Source organism: Ralstonia sp. VS2407 (genome assembly GCF_052950655.1).
Genome location: NZ_JBRFVG010000012.1, coordinates 1 through 19946, shown reverse-complemented (window position 1 = coordinate 19946; position 19946 = coordinate 1). Strand labels below are relative to the sequence as shown.

At 61.7% G+C, this 19946-nt stretch carries 25 protein-coding genes and 1 pseudogene; 13 read left to right on the top strand and 13 right to left on the bottom strand.

Features of this window, described 5'->3' with window-relative positions; translation table 11 throughout:
• The first annotated feature begins 118 nt into the window (after positions 1-118).
• The gene (locus ACU8YE_RS18690) at positions 119-1240 is read left to right on the top strand and encodes a PAS domain-containing sensor histidine kinase (RefSeq protein ID WP_446929321.1); all 1122 of its coding nucleotides are present in this window, start codon (positions 119-121) and stop codon (positions 1238-1240) included.
• 171 nt (positions 1241-1411) lie between these two features.
• Here the strand turns inward: ACU8YE_RS18690 and ACU8YE_RS18685 are convergent, their stop codons facing one another.
• Positions 1412-1951: an aspartate carbamoyltransferase gene (locus ACU8YE_RS18685; protein WP_440818903.1), complete on the bottom strand. Its 540-nt coding sequence runs from the start codon at positions 1949-1951 to the stop codon at positions 1412-1414.
• A 236-nt stretch (positions 1952-2187) separates the two neighbouring features.
• Between ACU8YE_RS18685 and ACU8YE_RS18680 the strand changes: the two genes are divergently transcribed.
• The gene (locus ACU8YE_RS18680) at positions 2188-2403 is read left to right on the top strand and encodes a DUF2061 domain-containing protein (protein WP_232041305.1); all 216 of its coding nucleotides are present in this window, start codon (positions 2188-2190) and stop codon (positions 2401-2403) included.
• Positions 2404-2709: 306 nt separating this feature from the next.
• Here ACU8YE_RS18680 and ACU8YE_RS18675 read toward each other — a convergent pair whose 3' ends face one another.
• Entirely contained in the window at positions 2710-4080 is a 1371-nt protein-coding gene (locus ACU8YE_RS18675; RefSeq protein WP_232041306.1) for an APC family permease, read from the bottom strand.
• Between the two features lie 342 nt (positions 4081-4422).
• Here ACU8YE_RS18675 and ACU8YE_RS18670 point away from each other — a divergent pair, with 342 nt between their 5' ends.
• From ACU8YE_RS18670 to ACU8YE_RS18650, 5 genes are all read left to right on the top strand, one after another.
• Positions 4423-4866, top strand: coding sequence for an Hsp20/alpha crystallin family protein (locus ACU8YE_RS18670; RefSeq protein ID WP_232041307.1), 444 nt, complete (start codon positions 4423-4425; stop codon positions 4864-4866).
• A 33-nt stretch (positions 4867-4899) separates the two neighbouring features.
• A complete protein-coding gene (locus ACU8YE_RS18665) occupies positions 4900-5319 on the top strand; it encodes an Hsp20/alpha crystallin family protein (RefSeq protein WP_260803908.1) in 420 nt (139 codons plus the stop codon).
• Positions 5320-5505: 186 nt separating this feature from the next.
• Positions 5506-5967 (top strand): MarR family winged helix-turn-helix transcriptional regulator, encoded by a 462-nt coding sequence (locus ACU8YE_RS18660; protein WP_232041309.1) that lies wholly within the window; start codon positions 5506-5508, stop codon positions 5965-5967.
• Positions 5968-6108: 141 nt separating this feature from the next.
• The gene (locus ACU8YE_RS18655) at positions 6109-6534 is read left to right on the top strand and encodes an organic hydroperoxide resistance protein (protein WP_232041310.1); all 426 of its coding nucleotides are present in this window, start codon (positions 6109-6111) and stop codon (positions 6532-6534) included.
• A 51-nt stretch (positions 6535-6585) separates the two neighbouring features.
• On the top strand, positions 6586-7605 hold the full coding sequence (locus ACU8YE_RS18650) for an alpha/beta hydrolase (protein WP_446929320.1): 1020 nt from the start codon (positions 6586-6588) through the stop codon (positions 7603-7605).
• A 73-nt stretch (positions 7606-7678) separates the two neighbouring features.
• Here ACU8YE_RS18650 and ACU8YE_RS18645 read toward each other — a convergent pair whose 3' ends face one another.
• Positions 7679-8104 (bottom strand): GlcG/HbpS family heme-binding protein, encoded by a 426-nt coding sequence (locus ACU8YE_RS18645; protein ID WP_446929319.1) that lies wholly within the window; start codon positions 8102-8104, stop codon positions 7679-7681.
• Positions 8105-8135: 31 nt separating this feature from the next.
• Entirely contained in the window at positions 8136-9149 is a 1014-nt protein-coding gene (locus ACU8YE_RS18640) for a zinc-binding alcohol dehydrogenase family protein (protein ID WP_414561243.1), read from the bottom strand.
• 97 nt (positions 9150-9246) lie between these two features.
• Between ACU8YE_RS18640 and ACU8YE_RS18635 the strand changes: the two genes are divergently transcribed.
• On the top strand, positions 9247-10176 hold the full coding sequence (locus ACU8YE_RS18635; RefSeq protein WP_446929381.1) for a LysR family transcriptional regulator: 930 nt from the start codon (positions 9247-9249) through the stop codon (positions 10174-10176).
• Positions 10177-10266: 90 nt separating this feature from the next.
• Here ACU8YE_RS18635 and ACU8YE_RS18630 read toward each other — a convergent pair whose 3' ends face one another.
• Positions 10267-11226, bottom strand: coding sequence for an aromatic alcohol reductase (locus tag ACU8YE_RS18630; protein ID WP_446929380.1), 960 nt, complete (start codon positions 11224-11226; stop codon positions 10267-10269).
• A 92-nt stretch (positions 11227-11318) separates the two neighbouring features.
• Between ACU8YE_RS18630 and ACU8YE_RS18625 the strand changes: the two genes are divergently transcribed.
• On the top strand, positions 11319-11732 hold the full coding sequence (locus ACU8YE_RS18625) for a winged helix-turn-helix transcriptional regulator (protein ID WP_446929379.1): 414 nt from the start codon (positions 11319-11321) through the stop codon (positions 11730-11732).
• 52 nt (positions 11733-11784) lie between these two features.
• Here the strand turns inward: ACU8YE_RS18625 and lspA are convergent, their stop codons facing one another.
• Both lspA and ACU8YE_RS18615 read right to left on the bottom strand, forming a co-directional pair.
• Entirely contained in the window at positions 11785-12294 is a 510-nt protein-coding gene (lspA, locus tag ACU8YE_RS18620; RefSeq protein WP_433865637.1) for a signal peptidase II, read from the bottom strand.
• A gap of 797 nt (positions 12295-13091) precedes the next feature.
• Positions 13092-13385 carry a DUF1330 domain-containing protein gene (locus ACU8YE_RS18615; protein WP_232041318.1) on the bottom strand — a complete coding sequence of 98 codons (294 nt, stop codon included), beginning with the start codon at positions 13383-13385 and terminating at the stop codon, positions 13092-13094.
• 63 nt (positions 13386-13448) lie between these two features.
• Between ACU8YE_RS18615 and ACU8YE_RS18610 the strand changes: the two genes are divergently transcribed.
• Positions 13449-13907, top strand: coding sequence for a MarR family transcriptional regulator (locus tag ACU8YE_RS18610; RefSeq protein WP_440076368.1), 459 nt, complete (start codon positions 13449-13451; stop codon positions 13905-13907).
• 3 nt (positions 13908-13910) lie between these two features.
• Here ACU8YE_RS18610 and ACU8YE_RS18605 read toward each other — a convergent pair whose 3' ends face one another.
• Entirely contained in the window at positions 13911-14426 is a 516-nt protein-coding gene (locus ACU8YE_RS18605) for a DUF305 domain-containing protein (RefSeq protein WP_446929318.1), read from the bottom strand.
• 234 nt (positions 14427-14660) lie between these two features.
• Between ACU8YE_RS18605 and ACU8YE_RS18600 the strand changes: the two genes are divergently transcribed.
• The 3 genes from ACU8YE_RS18600 to ACU8YE_RS18590 all read left to right on the top strand — a co-directional run bounded on the left by ACU8YE_RS18600 (position 14661) and on the right by ACU8YE_RS18590 (position 17976).
• Positions 14661-15872 carry a hypothetical protein gene (locus ACU8YE_RS18600; protein ID WP_316870589.1) on the top strand — a complete coding sequence of 404 codons (1212 nt, stop codon included), beginning with the start codon at positions 14661-14663 and terminating at the stop codon, positions 15870-15872.
• Between the two features lie 244 nt (positions 15873-16116).
• The gene (locus ACU8YE_RS18595; RefSeq protein ID WP_446929317.1) at positions 16117-17370 is read left to right on the top strand and encodes an Hsp70 family protein; all 1254 of its coding nucleotides are present in this window, start codon (positions 16117-16119) and stop codon (positions 17368-17370) included.
• A 75-nt stretch (positions 17371-17445) separates the two neighbouring features.
• On the top strand, positions 17446-17976 hold the full coding sequence (locus ACU8YE_RS18590) for an NADPH-dependent FMN reductase (protein ID WP_316870587.1): 531 nt from the start codon (positions 17446-17448) through the stop codon (positions 17974-17976).
• 59 nt (positions 17977-18035) lie between these two features.
• On the opposite strand, the gene ACU8YE_RS18585 is transcribed toward ACU8YE_RS18590, so the two are convergent.
• The 5 genes and pseudogenes from ACU8YE_RS18585 to ACU8YE_RS18565 form a co-directional block, all read right to left on the bottom strand.
• Positions 18036-18470, bottom strand: a complete 435-nt coding sequence (locus ACU8YE_RS18585; RefSeq protein WP_316870585.1) for a hypothetical protein — start codon at positions 18468-18470, stop codon at positions 18036-18038.
• Between the two features lie 18 nt (positions 18471-18488).
• Entirely contained in the window at positions 18489-18923 is a 435-nt protein-coding gene (locus ACU8YE_RS18580; RefSeq protein WP_446929316.1) for a hypothetical protein, read from the bottom strand.
• Entirely contained in the window at positions 18924-19427 is a 504-nt protein-coding gene (locus ACU8YE_RS18575) for an STM3941 family protein (protein ID WP_316870583.1), read from the bottom strand.
• A gap of 182 nt (positions 19428-19609) precedes the next feature.
• Positions 19610-19819, bottom strand: a pseudogene (locus ACU8YE_RS18570) (hypothetical protein); the annotation flags it as partial.
• A 19-nt stretch (positions 19820-19838) separates the two neighbouring features.
• On the bottom strand, positions 19839-19946 hold a 108-nt coding region (locus ACU8YE_RS18565; RefSeq protein WP_322018241.1), incomplete at its 5' end, for an IS3 family transposase.

Below are 19946 nucleotides of genomic sequence, written 5' to 3'. Positions count from 1 at the left end.
GTGGCCGGGCATGCTTTGATTGCTGTCGCCGGGCAGCATATTCTTATGCAGATGCACGGGAAGCGACTTCCAACAGGTTTGCCTTGGGCGCTCGAACCCGTTGCGATGAGGGCTTGGTATGGATACCAACGCAGGCAGATTGCGAAGACTGGGAAGCGATGCAGCAATCGCTCACGTGCCCGTGGAGGAGCGTTATCGCACCTTGGTGGACGCGATACAGGACTATGCAATCTTCCTGTTGGATCCGACAGGTCACATCGCCAGTTGGAATGCCGGTGCCCAACGCATCAAGGGCTATCGCGCCGATGAAGTCATCGGCCAACACTTCTCGGTCTTCTATCCTGCCGAGGCAATTGCGCAGAACTATCCGAGCGAAGAGCTCAAGCGTGCCGCCGCGCTTGGCCGCTGGGAGGACGAGGGGTGGCGCATACGCAAAGACGGCTCGCGTTTCTGGGCCAACGTGGTGATCACCGCCCTGCGGGATGAAGACGGCGAGCTGATCGGCTTTGCCAAAGTCACCCGGGATCTCACCGAGCGTGAGCGGCTCAAGCAACTTGAATACGCGAGCGAGCTGGCATCCCGAGTGGAGGCCACTCGCGAAGAAGAAAAGAAGCGTATTGCACGCGAGCTTCATGATGACCTCGGCCAACAATTGACGGCGCTGAAGATGATCATCACCGGCTTGCTTGCCGATGAAGGCACCACGCCAGAAGCCCAGGCGTATGCGCGCGAAAGAACTCAGACAATGAGCAGTGCCATCGACCATGCACTGGCGTCGGTCCGGCGTCTGGCCGCTGGGCTGCGGCCGACCATCCTCGACGACCTTGGGCTGCTCCCCGCGCTCGACTGGCTCGTGACCGACTTCGGCCAACATACCGGCCTGCGGGTCGCGCTGAATTGCAACACGCATGCGGTAGCGTTCAACGACACCGCCTCCACTGCGCTGTTCAGAATCGTGCAAGAGGGGCTGACCAATGTTGCCCAGCACGCGACTTCGGCAACGGAAGTGGTGATCGATCTCCGATGCGACCGGTCCAGTTGCGAGCTGACGATTCGCAACGATGGCGCTGTTCTCACGCGCTCAACCGAACCGGCAGCCGGGCGGCCGCCGTCATCAGGTATCGCGGGCATTCGTGACCGCGTGCGCCGCCTGGGCGGGACTTTCACCGCAGGGCCGCAGCCACACGGCGGGTACCGCATCGAGCTTTCGATTCCGCGAAAAGCGGTTGAACTTGAATAGAAAGCCCTGCCGGTGACGAGCGGCGCTTCGTCGCAGCGGTATTGGGCGCCGGGCAGGCACGCTTTGACGACGGAGTTGCCCACTCGGCGGCCTGCAATGTCATGGACTCACTGCCCGCTTCGTCATGCCGCAGCAACACGCTGCCTCCAGGCGGCTTTGGCCACGGCAGTGTTACTCGGGCTTTTCCGCACCCATCGCGTGGTGATGCCTTGAACCGGAGTCGTGCCCCGCCATGGCGTCATGGCCGTGATCGGCCAATTGGGCATCAAACCACTGGTGCAGCGCGGTAACCAGGCGACGCTGACCGCTCTGATAGATGATCTCGGCGCCGTTGGACAGCTCGCGATAGCTTATTTTGAGCTCACCAGGCTTTGCTGCGCGCAGTGCCGCCAATCCGGGCATGGCATTGCCATGGATATGCTCCGGCCCTTCGAAGTCGCCGTCGGAGAATTGCCGAGCGATCATTGCCAAGTGCTGGCGGATCAGCGCAGCCTGGCTGGGATCGTCCCGCTTGGTCACGACCTGCTGGACACCGCCGTCGGCCGTCTTGGTAAAGATGTGGGTGGTTGCCGAGAGGGAAAATGGCATGACGTCCGCCCCCCGCTGAGCGACCTCCTGCTGCCGCGCCGGCGTGTCGGCAATCGCGGGGCACGACAGTATTCCTGCCGTCAGCAATGCGGCGAGTAGATAAGCCACTGATGTGCGCGGCATGAATGTCTCCCGTGTCGGATGCAGTGCAGTCTGGCGTTACCGTCTACCGCGCACTATGACTGGAATCATATCGTGCGGTTTGGTGCTGGCGACGCGCGTTGTGACATTGCTGCGGCAGCGATCAGCGGTGGCGCAATGTTCGGCACCGCTCCCCGAGACCGTGCGGTAGCCAAACCGGAAGGCATTCATTGATCGGCGCTACCAGGCATCGATGCGCGGGATCAGGAGGGAACATCATGGTGCGAACCGTCAGCGCTCGTCGTTCTGTGATCAAGGCCGCGACATATCGGATCGTGATCATGTGCCTGGACTTCGGCACCCTTTATCTGCTGACCGGTACGGTTCACCTGGCAGTCGGTTTCATGATCGCCAGCAATATCTACACGTCGATCGCCTACTTTGCCCACGAACGCATATGGGCTCGCATCAAGTGGGGAGTCTTCGAAACGTAGATGAGCGGCCGTCCTTCGACAGAAGCAGAGAACAGCGACCGATCCGCATATACGAACCCCATGGGCAGTGCGACGCAGAATGCCCGCGCCGTCCGCACAGCGTGCAATAGTCGTCCATGACAATGACCTTTATCGAGAGCCGGGTGCCGACAGGTTCAGTATCGGAGGGGCGCCCGGCCGCCGCTATCAGGGGACGCCAATTGTCTTGTCCGGGCGTGCCCTTGTTTCTGTAGGTCAATCCCGCAGGCGCTGTCAGCGCAGGCTGACAGCATCCGGCGCCGCCGATTGTCGTGCGTGCAGTGCTGCTCAGGCTCTGGAAGCCACCCAGATCTTTTTGCGGTTCAGCAGCAGCGGGATCACGCCGATGGCGATGCCCCCCATGCCGACGAGGTTGGTGACCCAGTCGAAGGTCGGGATGCTGTAGAGCGCGATGAAAAACAGGAAGAGCCCGCTCGCGACCGGCCAGATGACATGGGTGATGGCGACCCACGGCCCCTGTGTCAGCACCTTGCGGTAATACCAGCCGCAGGCAAGCCCGGTAAGCCCGAGGTAGAAGCAGATCTGGAAGCCGATGGCGGTAATCGAATCCTGCAGGATGACGTTGATCGTCGGCAGATAAGACGACACGAACAGCAAGGCAAGCCCGGTAATCCAGATGAAGAAGATGGCGATGTGGGGCGTGCGCCAAACAGGATGCAGTCGCGCATAGCGCGCGTGAAGTGCGCCGTCGCGGCTTTTGGCAAACAGCGTGCGCGTGAACTGCAACATCTGGGTTTCAACCGTTCCCACCGTGCTCAGCAATACCGCAACGATGGCGACGTAGCCCCAGGTCGGCCCAAACAACTTCTCTGCAATGGCGAAGATGATGTTCGTGTTGTAGTGCTGGATCTCGGTGTCGGACAGTCCAAGCTGCGTAATGACGATGAAGATGAGAAAGAACGCCATCAAGAACACCATCGACCAGAACGCAGCCCGACCGGGCGTGTGGTTGGCGTCCCGCGTCTCTTCGCTGAGGTTCATCGTCACGTCCCAGCCGTAAAAGAAGAAGATGGCCACCAACGCGCCGTTGGCGAACATCTGGGGCGTGAACGTGAAGGGCCAGAACCAGACCCACGAGAACGGATGCGCTGGCGTATGCGGGAACACGATGAAACTCGCGACGATGATCACGAGCAGGATGATGCCCTCGACAATCGTCATCAGCACCTGCACGTAGCTGGTGAGCTTGATGCCCTTGACGACCACCGCGCTGACAACCGTGAGCCATGCCGCAGCGATCAGCGTCACGTAGTGCACGTTGTTCATCATGGGCCGATCAAAGATGAGCAGCGTGGCATTTGCCGCCGGAATCATCGCCGACACCATGAACACACAGCACAGCACCAGAAGCGCCCAGCCGGCAAGGAAGCCGAGCGCACGCCCGAACACCATGCTCACCCACGAATATGAGGTGCCGGCGCTCGCCAGGGCGCGATTCATATTGATGAACGCGTAGGCGATGCCAAACATGATCAACCCGCAGACCAGAATGCTCGCCGGTGACTGCGTACCAGCCGTCCCGATGATGGTGGAAGTCGTAATCTCGATGCTGTAGGCCGGTGCCGTGCCGGCAATGCCCATGATCACCGATTCGACGACGCCCAGGGAATCGGCATTGAGCTTGGCTGGTTGGTCCATGGGGGTAGGCGACTCCGGGTCGACATTGGGCAATAGACCGATTTTTACCCTGTGCCGGATGTGCCGGCAATAGGGGCCTCTCTGGACCGGGCCAGTGCTTGGGCGGGGGCTGGCAAGCCTTTGGCGATAGGGCGACGTAGCACGCGTTTGCGCGTGTGTTCTTCGTCCAGCACCCAATGGCCTCTTGAAATTTCTCCTTGCTTCCTTATTTTAGGTGTCGTCAATGCAGTCGCGGTTTTCGCGCTGCGTGTTTCGATTTGTTTGTCAGTGGCCCGCCACGGACCGATGAACTGGAGCGCGTAGTTCGGTTCAGTCTCCGTGCGGGCCCTTCAGGAGCCAGCCATGAGCGATCTGTTTTTTGGCACCGATCTGCTGGGCGAATTCGATCGCCTGCAACGGCAGATGGCCACTCTTTTTGCGGGGGCACCCGCAAGCCTGCGCGCCACGCGCCTCGGCACTTTTCCTCCCGTCAACATTGGCAGCACCGATGACTCGGTCGAGATCGTCGCGTTCGCCCCGGGGCTCGACCCCGCGCAGATCGATGTCTCGATCGACAAGGGGCTGCTGACCATCAGCGGCGAGCGCAAGCGCCCCGATTTCCAGCTCACCGAAGAGACGCGCGTGTATGCCGACGAGCGCTTCACGGGTGCCTTCCGCCGTGTGATTGAGCTGCCACAGGACGTCGACCCCGACAAAGTCAGCGCGCGGTACGTCAACGGCTGCCTGACCATCAGCGTCGGCAAGTCGGAGGCATCGAAGCCGCGTCAGATTACGGTGCAAGGCTGAGCCGCGCCCGGGACAAGCATGAAGGAGCACATCATGAACGACACCACCCAATTGGCGACCCATGCACAGCCCGGCAAGGCTGCGGCTGCAAAGCAGATGGCTGAACAGGCGGCCGCCCGGCAGACCCACATGGCGCCCCCGGTCGACATCTTCGAGAACCGCCAGGGCATCACGCTATATGCAGACCTGCCAGGCGTGCCGCGCGAGAAGCTTGATATTCGCGTGCAGGACGGCACGCTCACCGTCGATGCCGAATTGATGGTGCCCACACCGGCGGGGCTGCGGCTGCAGCACGGCGAAGTACGGCACCCGCATTTCTCGCGCACCTTTGTGCTGAGCCCCGACTTTGACGCTTCGCGCATCGATGCGCAGCTGCGCGACGGGGTTCTCAAGCTGACGATCCCGCGCCGCGACGAAGCCAAGCCGCGGCGTATCGAGGTGCAGGCCGGCTGACCACATCACCGGCCGTTGTTTGCCTTGCAAGCGGGCGCGCTACTTGCGCGCCCGCGCATCTGGCACGGTGCTCTCGGGCAATCGTTGTTTGTCACCAGGAGACAAAAGCGTAGCTCCCATCCGGCACTGAACAATTCACAGAAAAATAGCTTGCAATTCAGTAGTGCACTATCTATATTTGCGTTCATGAACACACGCAAGCCCTCCTCCGCACGCCGCGACCTCGCCCTGGACGAGCAGCTCTGCTTTGCCCTGTACTCGACCATGATCGGGATTAACAAGGCTTACCGGCCGCTGCTCAAGGCGCTGGACCTGACGTACTCGCAGTACCTCGTCATGCTGGTGCTGTGGGAACAGGATGCGCAGACGGTGTCGCAGATTGGCGAGCGGCTGTTTCTCGACTCCGCCACGCTCACCCCGCTGCTGAAGCGGCTGGAAGCATCCGGGCTGATCGAGCGACAACGCTCGGCCGAGGACGAGCGGCGCGTGATCATCTCGCTCACGGCGGCCGGCAAGGCGCTGGAGAAGCGGGCCGAGAAAGTGCCGGCATGCATGGCTACGGCCATGGAGTGTGCGCCCGGCGAGTTGGAAGAGTTGCGCACACAGTTGAATGCATTGCGAGGACGGCTCTTCAAGAACGCCGCCTGAGCACACACGTATCGCCGACGGGCGCCTGACCGCGTCCGTTTTTTTAAACCCATTAAGTAGCACGCTATTTAATAGCAAGCAATGCGGCACGGCCTCGACAGCCGATGCACGCACCTCAACCCCTCCCTAAGGAGAATCACCATGTCGATCGAAAACGTCCTCTACCGTGCCAATGCTCGTGCCACCGGCGGCCGCGATGGCCGCGCCATCACCGACGATGGCCGGCTCGAAGTCCGGCTGACCACCCCCGCCGAACTGGGCGGTGCAGGCGGCGAAGGGACCAACCCGGAGCAGCTGTTCGCGGCCGGCTACAGCGCGTGTTTCCTCGGTGCAATGAAGTTTGTTGGTGCGCGCGACAAGATCCGCGTACCGGCGGATGTGTCCGTGCAGGGCAGCGTTGGCATCGGTGCCATTCCGAACGGCTTTGGCATTGAAGTGGACCTGAAGATCAGCCTGCCCGGCATGGACCGCGCCGAAGCGCAAACGCTGATCGACCGCGCGCACATCGTCTGCCCGTATTCCAACGCCACGCGCGGCAACATCGACGTGCGCCTGAGCCTGATCTGACCCGCACGTCCATTCACACCATTCCCCAACCAACCGATTGGAAGCACTGCCATGAACCGCATCACCAAATTTGCCGCCGGCACCCTGCTCTCTTTGGCAGCAAGCGTCGCCCTTGCTGCGGGCAGCCCCGGCGTGGAGCGCAACACCCAGGCGTTCCTCGACGCCCTGGCCGCTGGCGGTGGACAGCCGCTGGAAACGCTGTCGCCCGCCGATGCGCGCGCCGTACTGGTGGGCGCGCAAGCCGCGGCAAAGGTGTCGCTGCCGCCCGCTGACGTCAGCCAGAAAACCATCACCGTGGATGGCAAGCCGATCAGCCTGACCATCGTGCGCCCGGCCGGCGCGAAAGGTACGTTACCCGGCTTCATCTTCGTTCACGGCGGGGGCTGGGTGCTGGGGGACTTCCCCACGCATGAGCGCTTTGTGCGTGACCTGGTGGCCGACTCCGGCGCCGTCGCCGTCTTCGTCAACTACACACCGTCGCCCGAGGCGCGTTATCCGGTGGCAATCAACCAGATCTACGCCGCCACCAAATGGGTGGCAGAAAACGGCGCGCAAATCGGCGTAGACGGCAAGCGGCTGGCCATTGCGGGCAACAGCGTGGGCGGCAACATGGCGACCGTGGTGGCGCTGATGGCCAAGGCGCACGGCACGCCCGCACTGCGCGCGCAAGTGCTGTTCTGGCCGGTCACGGATGCCAGCTTCGAGAACGCGTCGTACGACGAATTTGCGCAGGGGCACTTCCTGACGAAGCCGATGATGCAGTGGTTCTGGAACGCCTACACGACCGACCCGGTGCAGCGTCAGGAGATCTACGCATCGCCGCTGCTGGCGACGCCCGATCAGTTGAAGGGGCTGCCGCCCACGCTGGTGATCACGGCCGAAAAGGATGTGTTGCGCGATGAGGGCGAAGCCTACGCACGCAAGCTCGATGCAGCGGGCGTGGATGTGACCGCCACGCGCTACAACGGCATGATCCACGACTTCGGCTTGCTCAATGCGCTGGCCGGCGTGCCGGCAACGCGTGCAGCGCTGCATCAAGCCAGCGAAGAACTGAAGGCGCGGTTGAAGTAATCGGCTGGGCGGGTTGTCACCGCCCATGCCTCGTTGCAAACGCCGAGGAACAGCGCGTAGGCGGGCTCACAGCTCAAGACAGAAGCCCTGCCTTGCGCAATGCTTCCTCGGCCGCCTCGTGGTCCTGGGCAGCGCTGCCCCCAGAGATACCGATGCCGCCCACCAGCCGACCCTCGTAAAAGATCGGCACGCCGCCGCCCACCGGCATCAGGCGCGGGTGGTGCGCCAGCGGGGCAACGGCGGCCTCGGCCATGTACTGGTTCCATTGGTGCGTGCTCATGCCGAACGAGGCTGCCGTCCATGCCTTGTTGATGGCAACCTCAGCGGTCAGGAAAGGCGCGGCGTCCGCACGCTCGAACGCGCGCAGGTGGCCGCCTGCATCGGTAATGGCGATGGTCGCGGCAAACCCGCGCGCAGCACAGGCACGGCGTGCCTCTGCCAACAAGGCCTGCGCGGCTTCCAGGCTGATCGTTGCCGTGGGGACGATAGGGAGTGTCATGGTGAGGCTCCTTGTCAGATGTCTGCAGGGTTCAGCCGTTGGCAACAACGACTTTGCCGATCATGTTTCCGGCTTCCACCAGCGCATGCGCCTTGATCAAGTTCGCGGCGTTGATGCCATCGATACGCTGCGTCAGGGTGTGCTTGATGTCGCCGCGATCGACCAGTTCGGCCACACGGCGCAGCAACGCGTGTTGTCGGGCGATCGTGGCGGTGGTGAACATGGCGCGGGTGAACATCAGCTCCCAGTGAATCGAAATGGATTTCCCCTTGAACGGGCCGATATCCAGATCCGCCGGGTCGTCGATGAGGGCGAATTGCCCCTCGGGGCGCAGCACAGCGGCGATCTGCGGTACGTGAGCGGCGCTCTGGTTCAGCCCAGCCACATGCGTCACGTGATCAATGCCAAGCGCTGCCAGTTGGGGCGCCCACGGTTGACGGTGATCGATGACGTGGTGTGCACCATGCGCCAACACCCATTCACGGGTTTCGGGCCGCGAAGCCGTGCCGATCACGGTCATCCCCGTCAGCGCGCGTGCCAGCTGGGTCAGGATGGAACCGACACCACCGGCCGCTCCGGTCACCAGCAGCACGCTGTTCTCCGTCGGATCGGCCGCCTGGACCCGCAGTCGATCAAACAGCAGTTCCCACGCAGTGATGGCTGTCAGCGGCAGCGATGCGGCCTGCGCAAAATCCAGCGATGCCGGCATGGGGCCCACGATGCGTTCGTCCACGGCATGCAGTTCGCTGTTGGTGCCAGGCCGCGTAATGTCGCCGGCATACCAGACACGGTCACCCGGCTTGAAGCGGGTGGCCAGCGGGCCAGTCGCGCGGACGATGCCCGCAGCGTCCCAGCCGGCAATACGCGCCTGCCCTCCTGGAATGTCTCCGCCACGCCGGATCTTGGTATCAACCGGGTTGACGGACACCGCTTTGACTTCCACCAGCAGATCGTGGTCGCGAAGTTCAGGCGTCGGCAACTCGATGTCTTGCAGCGCCTGGGGATGGCTGATCGGGTGGTTCTGATAGAAACCGATGGCTTTCATGCACGTTCTCCAGGAAGTGAATGAGGGCCATGCTATCTTTCAGCGATATGCGGATAAACGGGCTACGCGCCCAAACACTTTCGGCATTTCAATGAAAATCATCCGCCTCGATGACGTGCAAATCTTCGTGCACACGGCCGACGCCGGCAGCTTCTCCGAGGCGGCCCGCCAGCTGAACATCGCGCCCGCGCAGGCAAGCGCATCTGTGCAGCGGCTGGAAAAGGCGCTGGATGCGCGCCTGTTCACCCGGTCCACACGCAGCATGCAGCTGTCAGAGGCTGGAGAGCGCTACCTGCCGCATGCGCGCGTCATGCTGGGCGCGCGGGAGCAAGGCGAACAGGCGCTGGCCGGTGGCCGGGAAGCACTCTCCGGCCCGTTGCGACTGTCTGCTCCGTCCGATTTCGGGAGAAACCTGCTGCTGCCGTGGCTCGACGATTTTCAGCACGAGCACCCCGGTTTGTCAGTGCACCTGAAACTGAGCGACCGGTCGGCCGACCTCATCCGCCAGCCGCTGGACTTTGCCGTGCGCTACGGGGCGCTGCCCGATTCATCCCTGCTGGCCATCAAACTGCTCGACAACAACCGGCGTGCGTTGTGCGCAGCGCCGTCGTACATCGAACGACATGGCGCCCCGGCCAAGGTGGACGACCTGCGGCAACACAACTGCCTTCGGTACATCTGGAGCGAGCAAGTCCACGAACGCTGGCGCTTTACGCTGCCCGGCGGCGAACGCACCGTGGCAGTCACCGGAAATCGCGTCAGCGACGATGCCGATGCGGTGCGCCGCTGGGCCATCGCAGGCGAAGGCCTGCTCTATAAATCGCGACTGGATCTCATCAACGATTTGAAGGCCGGCCGATTGGTCGAGATCTTTCCGCAGGAATACGGCGAGCCCGCGCCGCTGCATTTGATTTGCGCCCACCGTGCGCAACTGACACCCGCCATCAAAGCGCTGAGTGCCTTTCTGCGGGAGCGCTGTATGGCGCTGCTTGCAAGCTATTCCGCGAAAGGCTCGCCATCCGAGTAAAACGGTGCCGACCGACTCACACGGAATTCGCAGCCGGGCGCGGACAACTCGAAGGCTGCACGCTGAACAGCCACGCTCCGGCGGCCCGCCTCACGATTGCGCGTTGCGGCCCGACGCAAGGTTTGCATGGATCCACGCTGCCACGTCAGTGACAGGAATGGCGTGGCGTTGATTGAACGTCCCGCGCTTGTCCCATGCGACACCCCGCCCTTGGGCAAAAGCCGCACGATACTTGCGCATCATGTTGTGCGGGTCGCGTGCCAACTCGTCGAGCAAATACTGCTCGGTCCACTCTGAGCGGCCGAAGGGACGACCGAGGGCCGCTTGCAGCTTGTCCGCGACTTCACCGTAGGTCACGGTGTCGCCGGCCAGATAGACGATCTCGTTGCGGATACGTGGTTGAGCGAACACGATCTCGGCAGTGAGCGCGCCGATGTCATCGGGCGTTGTCAGCGTCACAGCGGTGTCCAGGCTGCCGAGGGCGTGAACCGCATGGTTTTGCAGGTCGACAACACCAAAGTCCGGCTCAAACAGGTAGCTCATGAACATGCCGGTCGAGATGATGACCCACTCGGTCTGGTGCTGACCGCGCAGCAGTTCGCGCACATCCAACTGCGCATCGAAAATGTCCTGCGGACTGCCGCGACCGATCACATCAAAGTCCACGCCAAACTGCCATGGGAAGTACCTCGGGATACGTGCCTGCAACGCGGCACGCGCCAACTTCATCGGCGTGTCGATGCCGGCTGCATAACCCGCGCAGCCGATGACGGTGTCATATTGCGCGAAGACGTCGGCAAGCTCGTCGATGGAGCTTTTCACAAGATCGCCCACGACGATCTCGATCCCGAGACCTCGGATCTGAGCGATATCTTGTTGCTTGCCGGGTGCGCTGGACTCAACGGCGCTTGCACGCAGCAGCACGCTGATCTTCGCGCCGTCCACGCCCTTCGCGCGGCGTGCAAGATTGCGCAGTACAGGGAGACCGAGTTCACCGGCACCGAGCACCAGAATGTTTTGGGACGTAGCGTTAGGATCTGTTTGATTCATCATCTAGCCTGCCAAGGAATGAGTTGCGGCAGTCTAGCGATGCATGGGTGTGCGTGGAAGAAGGCACACGCGTGATACTGGGAGCCACGCAGTTGGATCGAGACGAACTTCTCAACTATTCGCAGACCGTATGTGACGGCCTGAGAGACGACGATGATGGATTGCGGCGAGAGGTGCTCGCCCATGCCGGAAGCCGTTGGTCACTCGGCGTCGTCCACACGCTGGGCGTGTACGGCAGACTGCGCCATGCAGAAATCGGCAGGCGCATGCATGGCGTGACTCAACGCATGTTGACGCGCACGTTGCGACAGCTCGAGCGTGACGGCTTGGTGGTCCGTCACGACTTTGAAGAGATACCGCCCAGGGTGGAGTACGAGCTGTCCGACACGGGCATGGAGCTGCTCGTTCGCATGGTCCCGTTGTGGACCTGGATCGTCGAGAATGCGGACCGCTTCCGAGAAGCGAGGCTGAATTTCGACAGCGAGCACCGCGGTGCAGACGCATAGCCGGCTGGCGTTTCGATTCGCCTACGCGATGTTGGCTCGGGCCCTTCACCCCTCAGGCCGTCGACGCGCCCGGCAGGGTTGGTCCGCGCTTTACACCACGGAAGAGAAGGAGCGCCACGCCGAGCATGATTCCGATGTCTGCGACGTTGAACACCCCTGTTCGTAACTGGCCGATGCCCATGTTCAGAAAATCAAAAACCCGGCCATCGTAGACACAACGATCGAACAGGTTGCTGAGCCCTCCACCCAGAATGCAAGCTGCCGCAATGACTTCGGTACGGCGGAGCGTGGGCGAGCGCAGCACCCACACGAACAGGCCGACCAGAATCGCCAGGACGCCATAGATGAAGACGATATTGCGCGTCGCATCCGACATTCCCGCCCCCAGGCTTAGGAACGCGCCGTGGTTATAGGTGGGTAGAACGAGCAGGCTTCCTGACAGCAATGACACGACTTCGCCAGGCGTCAATATTTGCTTGAACAAGGCCTTCGTCGCCTGGTCGATGATGATCCAGGCGAGCGCGCCAAGCAGCGCAGTGGCAACTCTTTGTTTTGTCGTCATTCGAGAGGTCATCTGTAGGCGGGACCCCATTCTAGTCAGAGTCAGATTCGGGGAACGGCTGCACGGGAGTTGTCCAGAACCGCGTTGAGGATGTCGACCAGCCGCTCCTGGCCGTAAGCTGCCTGATGCAGCTTTCGTGAACTGCGATTAGGTATTCAGCAGCCGATTCCCGCATGCAGCGAAAGCGATGCCGCTGGCGTCAATGAAGAAGGGGCCGAAGGTGGCGGCGTCAGCATGCCATCTGACAAAAAAAGGCCCCGGCCGGGACGGGTGGCCGAGGCTAGCTAGGACTGCATGGACGATCAGGGAGAGGGAGGAGCCTCCCCTTAATTTTCCAGGGGCGGAGTCTATGGAAAGGGCCCTGCCGAGGCAATTCAACAATTCTCAGCGGGACCGCTGCTGCAAGGATGACGCCTCCGCAAACTGAGGGTGTCTCGGGCCTCTTGAAGCATTGGAGGCGCTGACGTCATTGGACCAACGTCTGCTCTCTGATGTGTGGGGAGGGGGGACTGCCACCCTCACCTTGCCCCAGCCTTCCCGGCCCGTCACGGGAAGGCGTCAAACCATTGCAATGGGTTGTCGCCCCTGCGCTTTATGGCGGCTACCACATGCAACGTTTTCGGATCGACATCGCGGCCCCCAGCAACATCGAGAACGGCCCATGTTTTCTCCCTCGCGCTGTCGACCGTCATGTCTGAACGTAGTCCCAGCAGTTCGTCGGCATTCTTCCATCCTCCACAGTGGCTTGCATGTTTCGAGCGAACCGACAACGTACGTGACTGGCCGGAAGCGGCCGATCACGACAGCGTTTCGACAACGAACATCCGCGCTTGCTGGGCCTCCTGACGATCCGCCTTGATCGGCGCATAGGTCTCGGAATTGTAGAAAGCCAGCGCTTGGGCCAGCGTCGGGAACTCGAACACGCCAGCCATCGGCAACGGGTCTTCATCGCCCTCCAGAACCTGCGCGACCGGGCCGAAATGCAGGATTCGCCCACCCGCGTCTTGCAGCGCAGCTTGAAAGCGCGGAGCAAGCGCCGCCTGCTTGGCAGCGTCGAGGATGCGTAGATTGACGTGTACGTATGCCGGCATTGTGCCTCCTAAATAATGCATATACAGTATTGATGGCAGGCACGATTGTCAAACGAGGTAGGCATGAAGGGTTTTGATCCAGAGGCTTTGAAGAACGTTGCAGCGGAGTGCCCGGGCTTCCAGGCACGCGCAACGGCGCGCGCACTCACGCGTTACTACAACGCCTGTTTCAAGCCGCTCGGGCTCACGGCGGAGCAGTTCAGCCTCTTGGTCGGAATCGGTGAGGCCGAGGGCACGACGCTGGTCGAGCTGGCGGATAAGGCCGGGGTCGACCCCACTACCCTCAGCCGATCTGTCCAGAATCTGGAAAGCCGGGATTTGCTCCATGCCACCGGCGGACGCGGCCGGGCTGGAAAGCAGTTGACCCTCACGACATCGGGGCGTCGGCTCGTGGCCGATGCGCTCCCGGTGTGGAGTTCGGCCAGAGCGGAACTTGCCGAGCAGATGGGCGATAAAGCGCTTCGTTCAGCAACGCAGGCAATGGCGAAACTGGCCAACGCTGCAGAATCCTCGCGGGCGTAGCGCTCATTCCGGCCGGGGCGGCGGATCTCCGCGCTTGCGGTAACTCGGGATATCGGGCGCACCGGCAGGCGGCGGGTTCTGCTTCAGATCTGCGATCAGGGCCTTCATCTCGCCAATTTCCTTCACCTGCGCCCGAATGATGCCGTCTGCCAGCTTGCGCACGCGTGGGTCTTTAATGTGCGCGCGCTCACTGGTCATGATGGCGATGGAGTGGTGAGGAATCATCGCCTGCATGTACGACACATCCCCCACAGTCTGCTGACTCCGCACTAGCCACAGCGCGCCGCCAAACACGACCGCACTCACGAGCAGAATCGCCACGTTCACCGCGGCTTTGGCGTACATGTTCCACATGAACGCGAGCATGATGGCGCTCATTGCCGCCCCCATGATCAGCGCCATCCACATGCGTGTCTGACTGAATAGAACGTGCTCGATCTCGTAGGTGTTCAAGTACATCAGACCGAACATGACGACCGTGGACACCACGATCATGGCTCCGAAACGGGCGTAGCTCATCTGTTGCCCCCGCGCGTTGAACGAATTGGCGGGGCGCGGTCATCGGCCCCGGACCTCGCAAGCGCAGCACGCGGTATGCCTGTCGGGGGCATGTGTTCGGCAGCGCACCGAGCTATCGGGTAGCCCATCGCAGTGGGCCATTCGCCCACGGCTCCCTTGCTTCGCCAGTGGGTGGGCGTAGTGCCCCGCCTGCGTGGCAGCATCGACTGCCATTCATGCTTGACGGATTTCCGTATGGACACCAAGTTCAACCATGTGCCGCATGATCCGGCCGCATACGCCGAGCTTCATCAAAGAATCAGCGGCCTTGAACTGGAACAGGATGCCGCCGCTGCAGGTCAGCCAGTCTCGACAAATTCTCCGCAGCGCTCTGGGCGCGTGCTGCAGCGGCCCGACGGCATGCCGGCTGGACGGCGCGCGGGCATGCGTTCACTCGCAGACGGGCCCATGCGTCGCCGGGCACCTTTGCCAAGACGTCCACTCAGCGCCACGTTGCCAAGTGGCAGCAGAACGGCCGTTGGCGAAGCATCGTCGTCACGGCAGAGCCCGCCCAATTCTCCGGTCTTGCCCGAAGGGCCGCATCGGTCGGTCTATCCCGCCGCTGAGTTCTCGCACTTCAGGGGCATCTCGACAATCGTCGGGGCCATGTATGAGCGCCCGCCCGCCGCCTATGGCATCCCGCCGGATATCAAGTACGCGCCCATGGCAGAGCCTATGGTCCGTTGCAGCGACGGTGCCGTCCGGCGGTTCCCGCGCGCGGAGGGCGACAACGACCGCTACTTCTCGCAGTTGGGGAAAGGGATCATTTACGACGTTCCGGCCAAGTACGTCACTAAGCGCATGGGCGGCATCAACCTAGCCGCCGATGCCAAGCACGCAGCGTTTGAGGTGAACGGCAACGCCGTCAGCCCCATTCAAGTGGGCTGGCAATTCAAGGCATATCCGCTTGGGAACGGCAAGGTGCTGGTCCCGCAGCCGGGTTTTCGTGACTGCACGGAAGCCTGCGAATTGATGATGATGTTTGACCATGGACACATCAACCGGGAGACCGCCCACGGTTACGAAGCAGCCCTTGGCAAAACCCGTGAAACCGCCGACATGATGGCTTCGTTACGCCGCCGTACCGGATGCACCCCGATCCTGGTGGAACACGACCTCAGCTACAAGACGGGCCTGTTTGGCGCTGTGCACTCGAGCCGCAAACAGGCGTGGCGCGATCTAGCGAGCAAGCTCAATGAAATGGGGCCATGCATCCTTCGGAAATCCGGGCACATGGTGATGCTGGACGGCATTCGAGAAGCGAACGGACAATTTCATCTATCGATCCGCGACCCGTTTCATGGCACGGCTGTTGAGTTCCGCGACACGGCCAAGTTTTTTGCCGATCAGTTCGGCACGCCCGACCGTGCGCACATTGAAGCCGTATTCTTGAAGCGTCCGACGTGACCACACGGCCCGCTGAAACGGTCAGGATCGATTTACGCGGACGCTTCGGCAAGGCCCGCTTTGTTTCTGCTTCTTAATATTCGCCGCAGTCGTTCGATGCAGCGACTCCGTTCCCGCAACACCGGCCACCGGCGTTGATCCGTCGCACAAAGCCACTACAATAGCGCCCCTTCGCCGGTGGCACCCGCTCCTGATATCCCGTGCAGGCGCATGCCTCCTGCTGCACTCCAGAAGCCACAATCCTATGATGTCAAACGCCTGCGGCGTCGATTTCGGCACGTCCAACTCCACCGTCGGCTGGCTGAGACCGGACGCCCCCACCCTGCTGCCGCTCGAAGACGGCAAAGCTACGCTGCCTTCCGTCATCTTCTTTCATGCCGAAGACCCGACGGTCAGCTACGGACGTGCCGCGCTGGCCGACTATCTGGCCGGCTACGAGGGCCGCCTGATGCGCTCGCTCAAGAGCCTGCTCGGCACGTCGATGATGGACGACAGCACCGAGGTCATGGGCCAGGCCATGCCCTTTCGCAAGCTGCTGGCGCATTTCATTGGCGAACTCAAGCGGCGTGCCGAGCGCGCGGCCGGCCATGAATTCCGCCGCGCCGTGCTGGGCCGCCCGGTGTTCTTCATCGACGAAGACCCCAAGGCCGACCAGCTCGCCGAAGACACGCTCTCTGAAATCGCGCGCGACGCCGGCTTCGACGAGATCGCCTTTCAGTACGAGCCCATCGCCGCCGCGTTCGACTACGAGGCCGGCATCAGCGGGGAAGAACTTGTGCTGGTGGCGGACATTGGCGGCGGCACGTCGGACTTCTCCCTGGTGCGCCTGTCGCCCGACCGCGCGAAACGCCTTGACCGCCGCGAAGACATCCTCGCCAACGGCGGCGTTCACATTGGCGGCACCGACTTCGACCGCGCCTTGAGCCTGGCCAGCGTGATGCCGCTGCTGGGCCTGAACAGCACGCTGCGCAACGGCAAGGCGATGCCGTCCGGCCAGTATTTCGACCTGGCGAGCTGGCACACCATCAACCACGTGTACACGCGCAAGGCCTGGACGGTGGTGATGGACAACTACCGAGATGCCGCCGACACCGAAAAACTCGACCGCCTGATCCGCCTGATCCGAGAGCGCGCCGGCCACTGGCTGGCCATTCAGGTGGAAGCCGCGAAGATCGCGCTGTCGGACGCCCCGGTGGCGGAGATCGACCTGCACCGCATCGCGCCCGAATTGAAGCAGCCCGTTACGCGCGACGATTTCGACCAGTCGATCGGGAGGCTGGTCGGCAAGACGGTCTCGACGGTGCAGGCCATGCTGAAGACGGCGGGCGTGGCAGCGGAAGCGGTCGATACCATTCTCTTTGCCGGCGGCTCCAGCGGGGTGCCGTTGCTGCGCGAGCAGCTGGCGCAAGTGCTGCCGTCGGCGCGGCGCGTTGAGGGCGACTTGTTCGGCGGGATCGGTTCTGGCCTGGCGCGCGATGCGGCGCGCAAGTTTGGCTGAGGGGCGGCGGGACGTTTCGAGCGTATCGAAACGGATTGCCTTGGGCGCAGCAGGATGTCTCCAAAGGAAAACCAGATGAAGCTCCTAACCATCTCCGGCAGTGCCCGCCGCGATTCCGTCAACACGGCGCTACTGCTCGGATTGAAAGACGTTGCCCCTGAGGGGGTTGAGCTATTGGTATTCCATCGCCTCGACACCTTGCCGGTCTTTTCTCCTGACCTGGAAGGGCCCCAGACACCCACCGCAGTGCTGGAATTCCTGGCACTCGTGTCCGGATGCGACGGCATCATTATTGCCAGCCCCGAATACGTTCGCGCGATTCCGGGAGGGCTCAAGAACGTCATCGATTGGATGGTCTCGCGATTCGAAGTCATCGGGAAACCCATTGCGCTCGCCCATGCATCTCATCGTGGCGACGACATGCTCACATCGCTCCGGCTGGTGCTGTCCACCGTCAGCGATCAGTTTCTCGAAGACGTATTTCTGCGCATCCCGTTGATCGGAAAAACGCCAGACGAAATCAAAACCCTGCTGATGCTGCCTGAGCGGCAAGCCGAAATGCGCGGATTTCTATCGGCTTTCGTGGCGGCGATTCATGCTCGGTAGACAGCTTCACCAGCCAACGCCTAGCTGCCACTCCGACCTAACCCAGGCATTCCCGCCTGTCACGGGAATGCATTTGGGGGACTGACCGGCATCCCATGCGAATGCTGCTGCGTCAACGCAAACAGCTCTCCGAGGCTCAGCTTTTCGTTCCAGATACGGCGAAACTCCAACCCATACTTCTTCTCGACATCATTAGCCAAGGCTTCAAGCTCAAGCGCGTCAGGGGTCCATTGAGATGGATATAGCGCTCGATATATGGCCAGGATTTCATCGTCCGGCCGGAGCATCAGCTTCTGCCTGTCGGGCAGCGCGAACGCGCCTACAAACACGAGTAAGAATTCGCGAATCTCAAACTTTGAGGCAGACGGGAAAGCTCGGCGCCAACTCGTTCCCTGACAGGCCCTGAGGCTAAACGGTTTAGGCAACCCCCGTCCAACGAATGCCGACCATAGTAGGAGAAGCAGAAAAAGCGCGATAACGATGAATGTGGTCATGACTGTCCTTACCGGCATCTAGGGCTTGAAGGGAAGAGTGATTGGACGGGGGCAGAATCGTGCGGCACTCTGGGTTCCGTCATGCCTTGCTCGCCCCTCGATGTGTAGCGTGTGTTCAGGCCGCAACCGGAACAGTAAATCGCAGGTGGAGTCGCCGTTCGCGCTGTATAAGAACTCGCCCTGTTTGATTGCTCTGGCCTCACCAGCCTCAGAATAAATCCGGTAGTTGGGGCCATAAAAGAGGAACCAGAAACGCAAGTCCTTGCCGGGGGTCTCCTCAACAAACACTTGGTCAACAACAAGCGCCCGATTGAATGGAGCCCCCGCTGCGAAGATGTTGCTGACAGTGGCATACGCTTGCGGGGCGGCGCTCCAAGCTGGCTGACTGGCCTCTTCGGCGTGCGCCATGATGCAGACCGCAGCAGTAAGCAAGAAGCCGAGTTTCCGGCGCATTTATCGCCCCTCATTAATGCTGTCCTTCGCCATTCTCTTGAGAATTTGGGCGTAGATCTCGCCAGCGGGAAGGTTCGCCTCACCCACCAATATCGAGTAGCGATTGCTGAAAGTGAATCGCCTCGCCAGATTCAATCGGACCACTGGCTCGCCGAATGCTCCCTCCCGCGCAAGCAATGCGCTAGCGGGAGCAAGATCTATCAACTCCGCGCTTTTAACCATAGTCCAAGGTATCTGCGATAACTGCGGCGAGAAGCCTGAGCGTGGCACCATGATTCCGTCGTCACTGATGATGCAGTCAGGACGTCCATTCGCGAGGTTGAGAATCAGTGCAAGCGAGATGAAGCAGAACACAACGCCGAAGACTCCCGATGAGGCTCCGGCGAAGGAAGACGGATAAGCAGCAAAGCAAATGAGGATGAAGACCGCCGCCATCGCGGAGGTGCCGATCAGCAGCTTAATCCTCCCCCACTTCGATCTACGGACTACGATTTCCATCGTCATATGCCCTCGGGGCGGCTGGTCTAGCTTAGTTTCAGCATTTGGCACGCTGATTTTCGGCCACGAAGCCTCGCTTGTCGACTGACCGCTGATGGCCAGAAGCAAGCAAATCCAGCAGCCAACGCGCTGCCACGCCGAGTCCACACAGGCATTCCCGCCCGTCACGGGAATGCGTCAAGCTCTTGTTATTGGCTGTAGCCCCGCCGCTCTACGGCAGCTAATACATCCCACGTCTGCGGATCGACATCGCGCCCTCCGAGCGACATCGACACGTACGCATCAATCGCATCCATAAAGCCTTTGATAAACGCCGGCGGGAACGCGTGTGCGGAGAGGTGCTGAAGCTCCTCACGCAACATGCCCGGTCGGCATTGGCCGTGGGTGCGCATGGCGGTGTGAATCGCCCCGACTTTCCTAGACACCCCCGAGCCGTTGGGAATGACGTTGTTCGAACTCTACCGGTGATAGTCCGTTGGCGCTCGAATGGCGCCGTGTTGGGTTGTAGAACATCTCGATGTAGTT

Bases quoted from the DNA above. Each gene is read 5' to 3' on its own strand.
- ACU8YE_RS18690 (WP_446929321.1), top strand. From the start codon at position 119: ATGGATACCAACGCAGGCAGATTGCGAAGACTGGGAAGCGATGCAGCA.
- ACU8YE_RS18685 (WP_440818903.1), bottom strand. From the start codon at position 1,951: ATGCCGCGCACATCAGTGGCTTATCTACTCGCCGCATTGCTGACGGCA.
- ACU8YE_RS18680 (WP_232041305.1), top strand. From the start codon at position 2,188: ATGGTGCGAACCGTCAGCGCTCGTCGTTCTGTGATCAAGGCCGCGACA.
- ACU8YE_RS18675 (WP_232041306.1), bottom strand. From the start codon at position 4,080: ATGGACCAACCAGCCAAGCTCAATGCCGATTCCCTGGGCGTCGTCGAA.
- ACU8YE_RS18670 (WP_232041307.1), top strand. From the start codon at position 4,423: ATGAGCGATCTGTTTTTTGGCACCGATCTGCTGGGCGAATTCGATCGC.
- ACU8YE_RS18665 (WP_260803908.1), top strand. From the start codon at position 4,900: ATGAACGACACCACCCAATTGGCGACCCATGCACAGCCCGGCAAGGCT.
- ACU8YE_RS18660 (WP_232041309.1), top strand. From the start codon at position 5,506: ATGAACACACGCAAGCCCTCCTCCGCACGCCGCGACCTCGCCCTGGAC.
- ACU8YE_RS18655 (WP_232041310.1), top strand. From the start codon at position 6,109: ATGTCGATCGAAAACGTCCTCTACCGTGCCAATGCTCGTGCCACCGGC.
- ACU8YE_RS18650 (WP_446929320.1), top strand. From the start codon at position 6,586: ATGAACCGCATCACCAAATTTGCCGCCGGCACCCTGCTCTCTTTGGCA.
- ACU8YE_RS18645 (WP_446929319.1), bottom strand. From the start codon at position 8,104: ATGACACTCCCTATCGTCCCCACGGCAACGATCAGCCTGGAAGCCGCG.
- ACU8YE_RS18640 (WP_414561243.1), bottom strand. From the start codon at position 9,149: ATGAAAGCCATCGGTTTCTATCAGAACCACCCGATCAGCCATCCCCAG.
- ACU8YE_RS18630 (WP_446929380.1), bottom strand. From the start codon at position 11,226: ATGAATCAAACAGATCCTAACGCTACGTCCCAAAACATTCTGGTGCTC.
- lspA (WP_433865637.1), bottom strand. From the start codon at position 12,294: ATGACGACAAAACAAAGAGTTGCCACTGCGCTGCTTGGCGCGCTCGCC.
- ACU8YE_RS18615 (WP_232041318.1), bottom strand. From the start codon at position 13,385: ATGCCGGCATACGTACACGTCAATCTACGCATCCTCGACGCTGCCAAG.
- ACU8YE_RS18610 (WP_440076368.1), top strand. From the start codon at position 13,449: ATGAAGGGTTTTGATCCAGAGGCTTTGAAGAACGTTGCAGCGGAGTGC.
- ACU8YE_RS18605 (WP_446929318.1), bottom strand. From the start codon at position 14,426: ATGAGCTACGCCCGTTTCGGAGCCATGATCGTGGTGTCCACGGTCGTC.
- ACU8YE_RS18600 (WP_316870589.1), top strand. From the start codon at position 14,661: ATGGACACCAAGTTCAACCATGTGCCGCATGATCCGGCCGCATACGCC.
- ACU8YE_RS18595 (WP_446929317.1), top strand. From the start codon at position 16,117: ATGATGTCAAACGCCTGCGGCGTCGATTTCGGCACGTCCAACTCCACC.
- ACU8YE_RS18590 (WP_316870587.1), top strand. From the start codon at position 17,446: ATGAAGCTCCTAACCATCTCCGGCAGTGCCCGCCGCGATTCCGTCAAC.
- ACU8YE_RS18585 (WP_316870585.1), bottom strand. From the start codon at position 18,470: ATGACCACATTCATCGTTATCGCGCTTTTTCTGCTTCTCCTACTATGG.
- ACU8YE_RS18580 (WP_446929316.1), bottom strand. From the start codon at position 18,923: ATGCGCCGGAAACTCGGCTTCTTGCTTACTGCTGCGGTCTGCATCATG.
- ACU8YE_RS18575 (WP_316870583.1), bottom strand. From the start codon at position 19,427: ATGACGATGGAAATCGTAGTCCGTAGATCGAAGTGGGGGAGGATTAAG.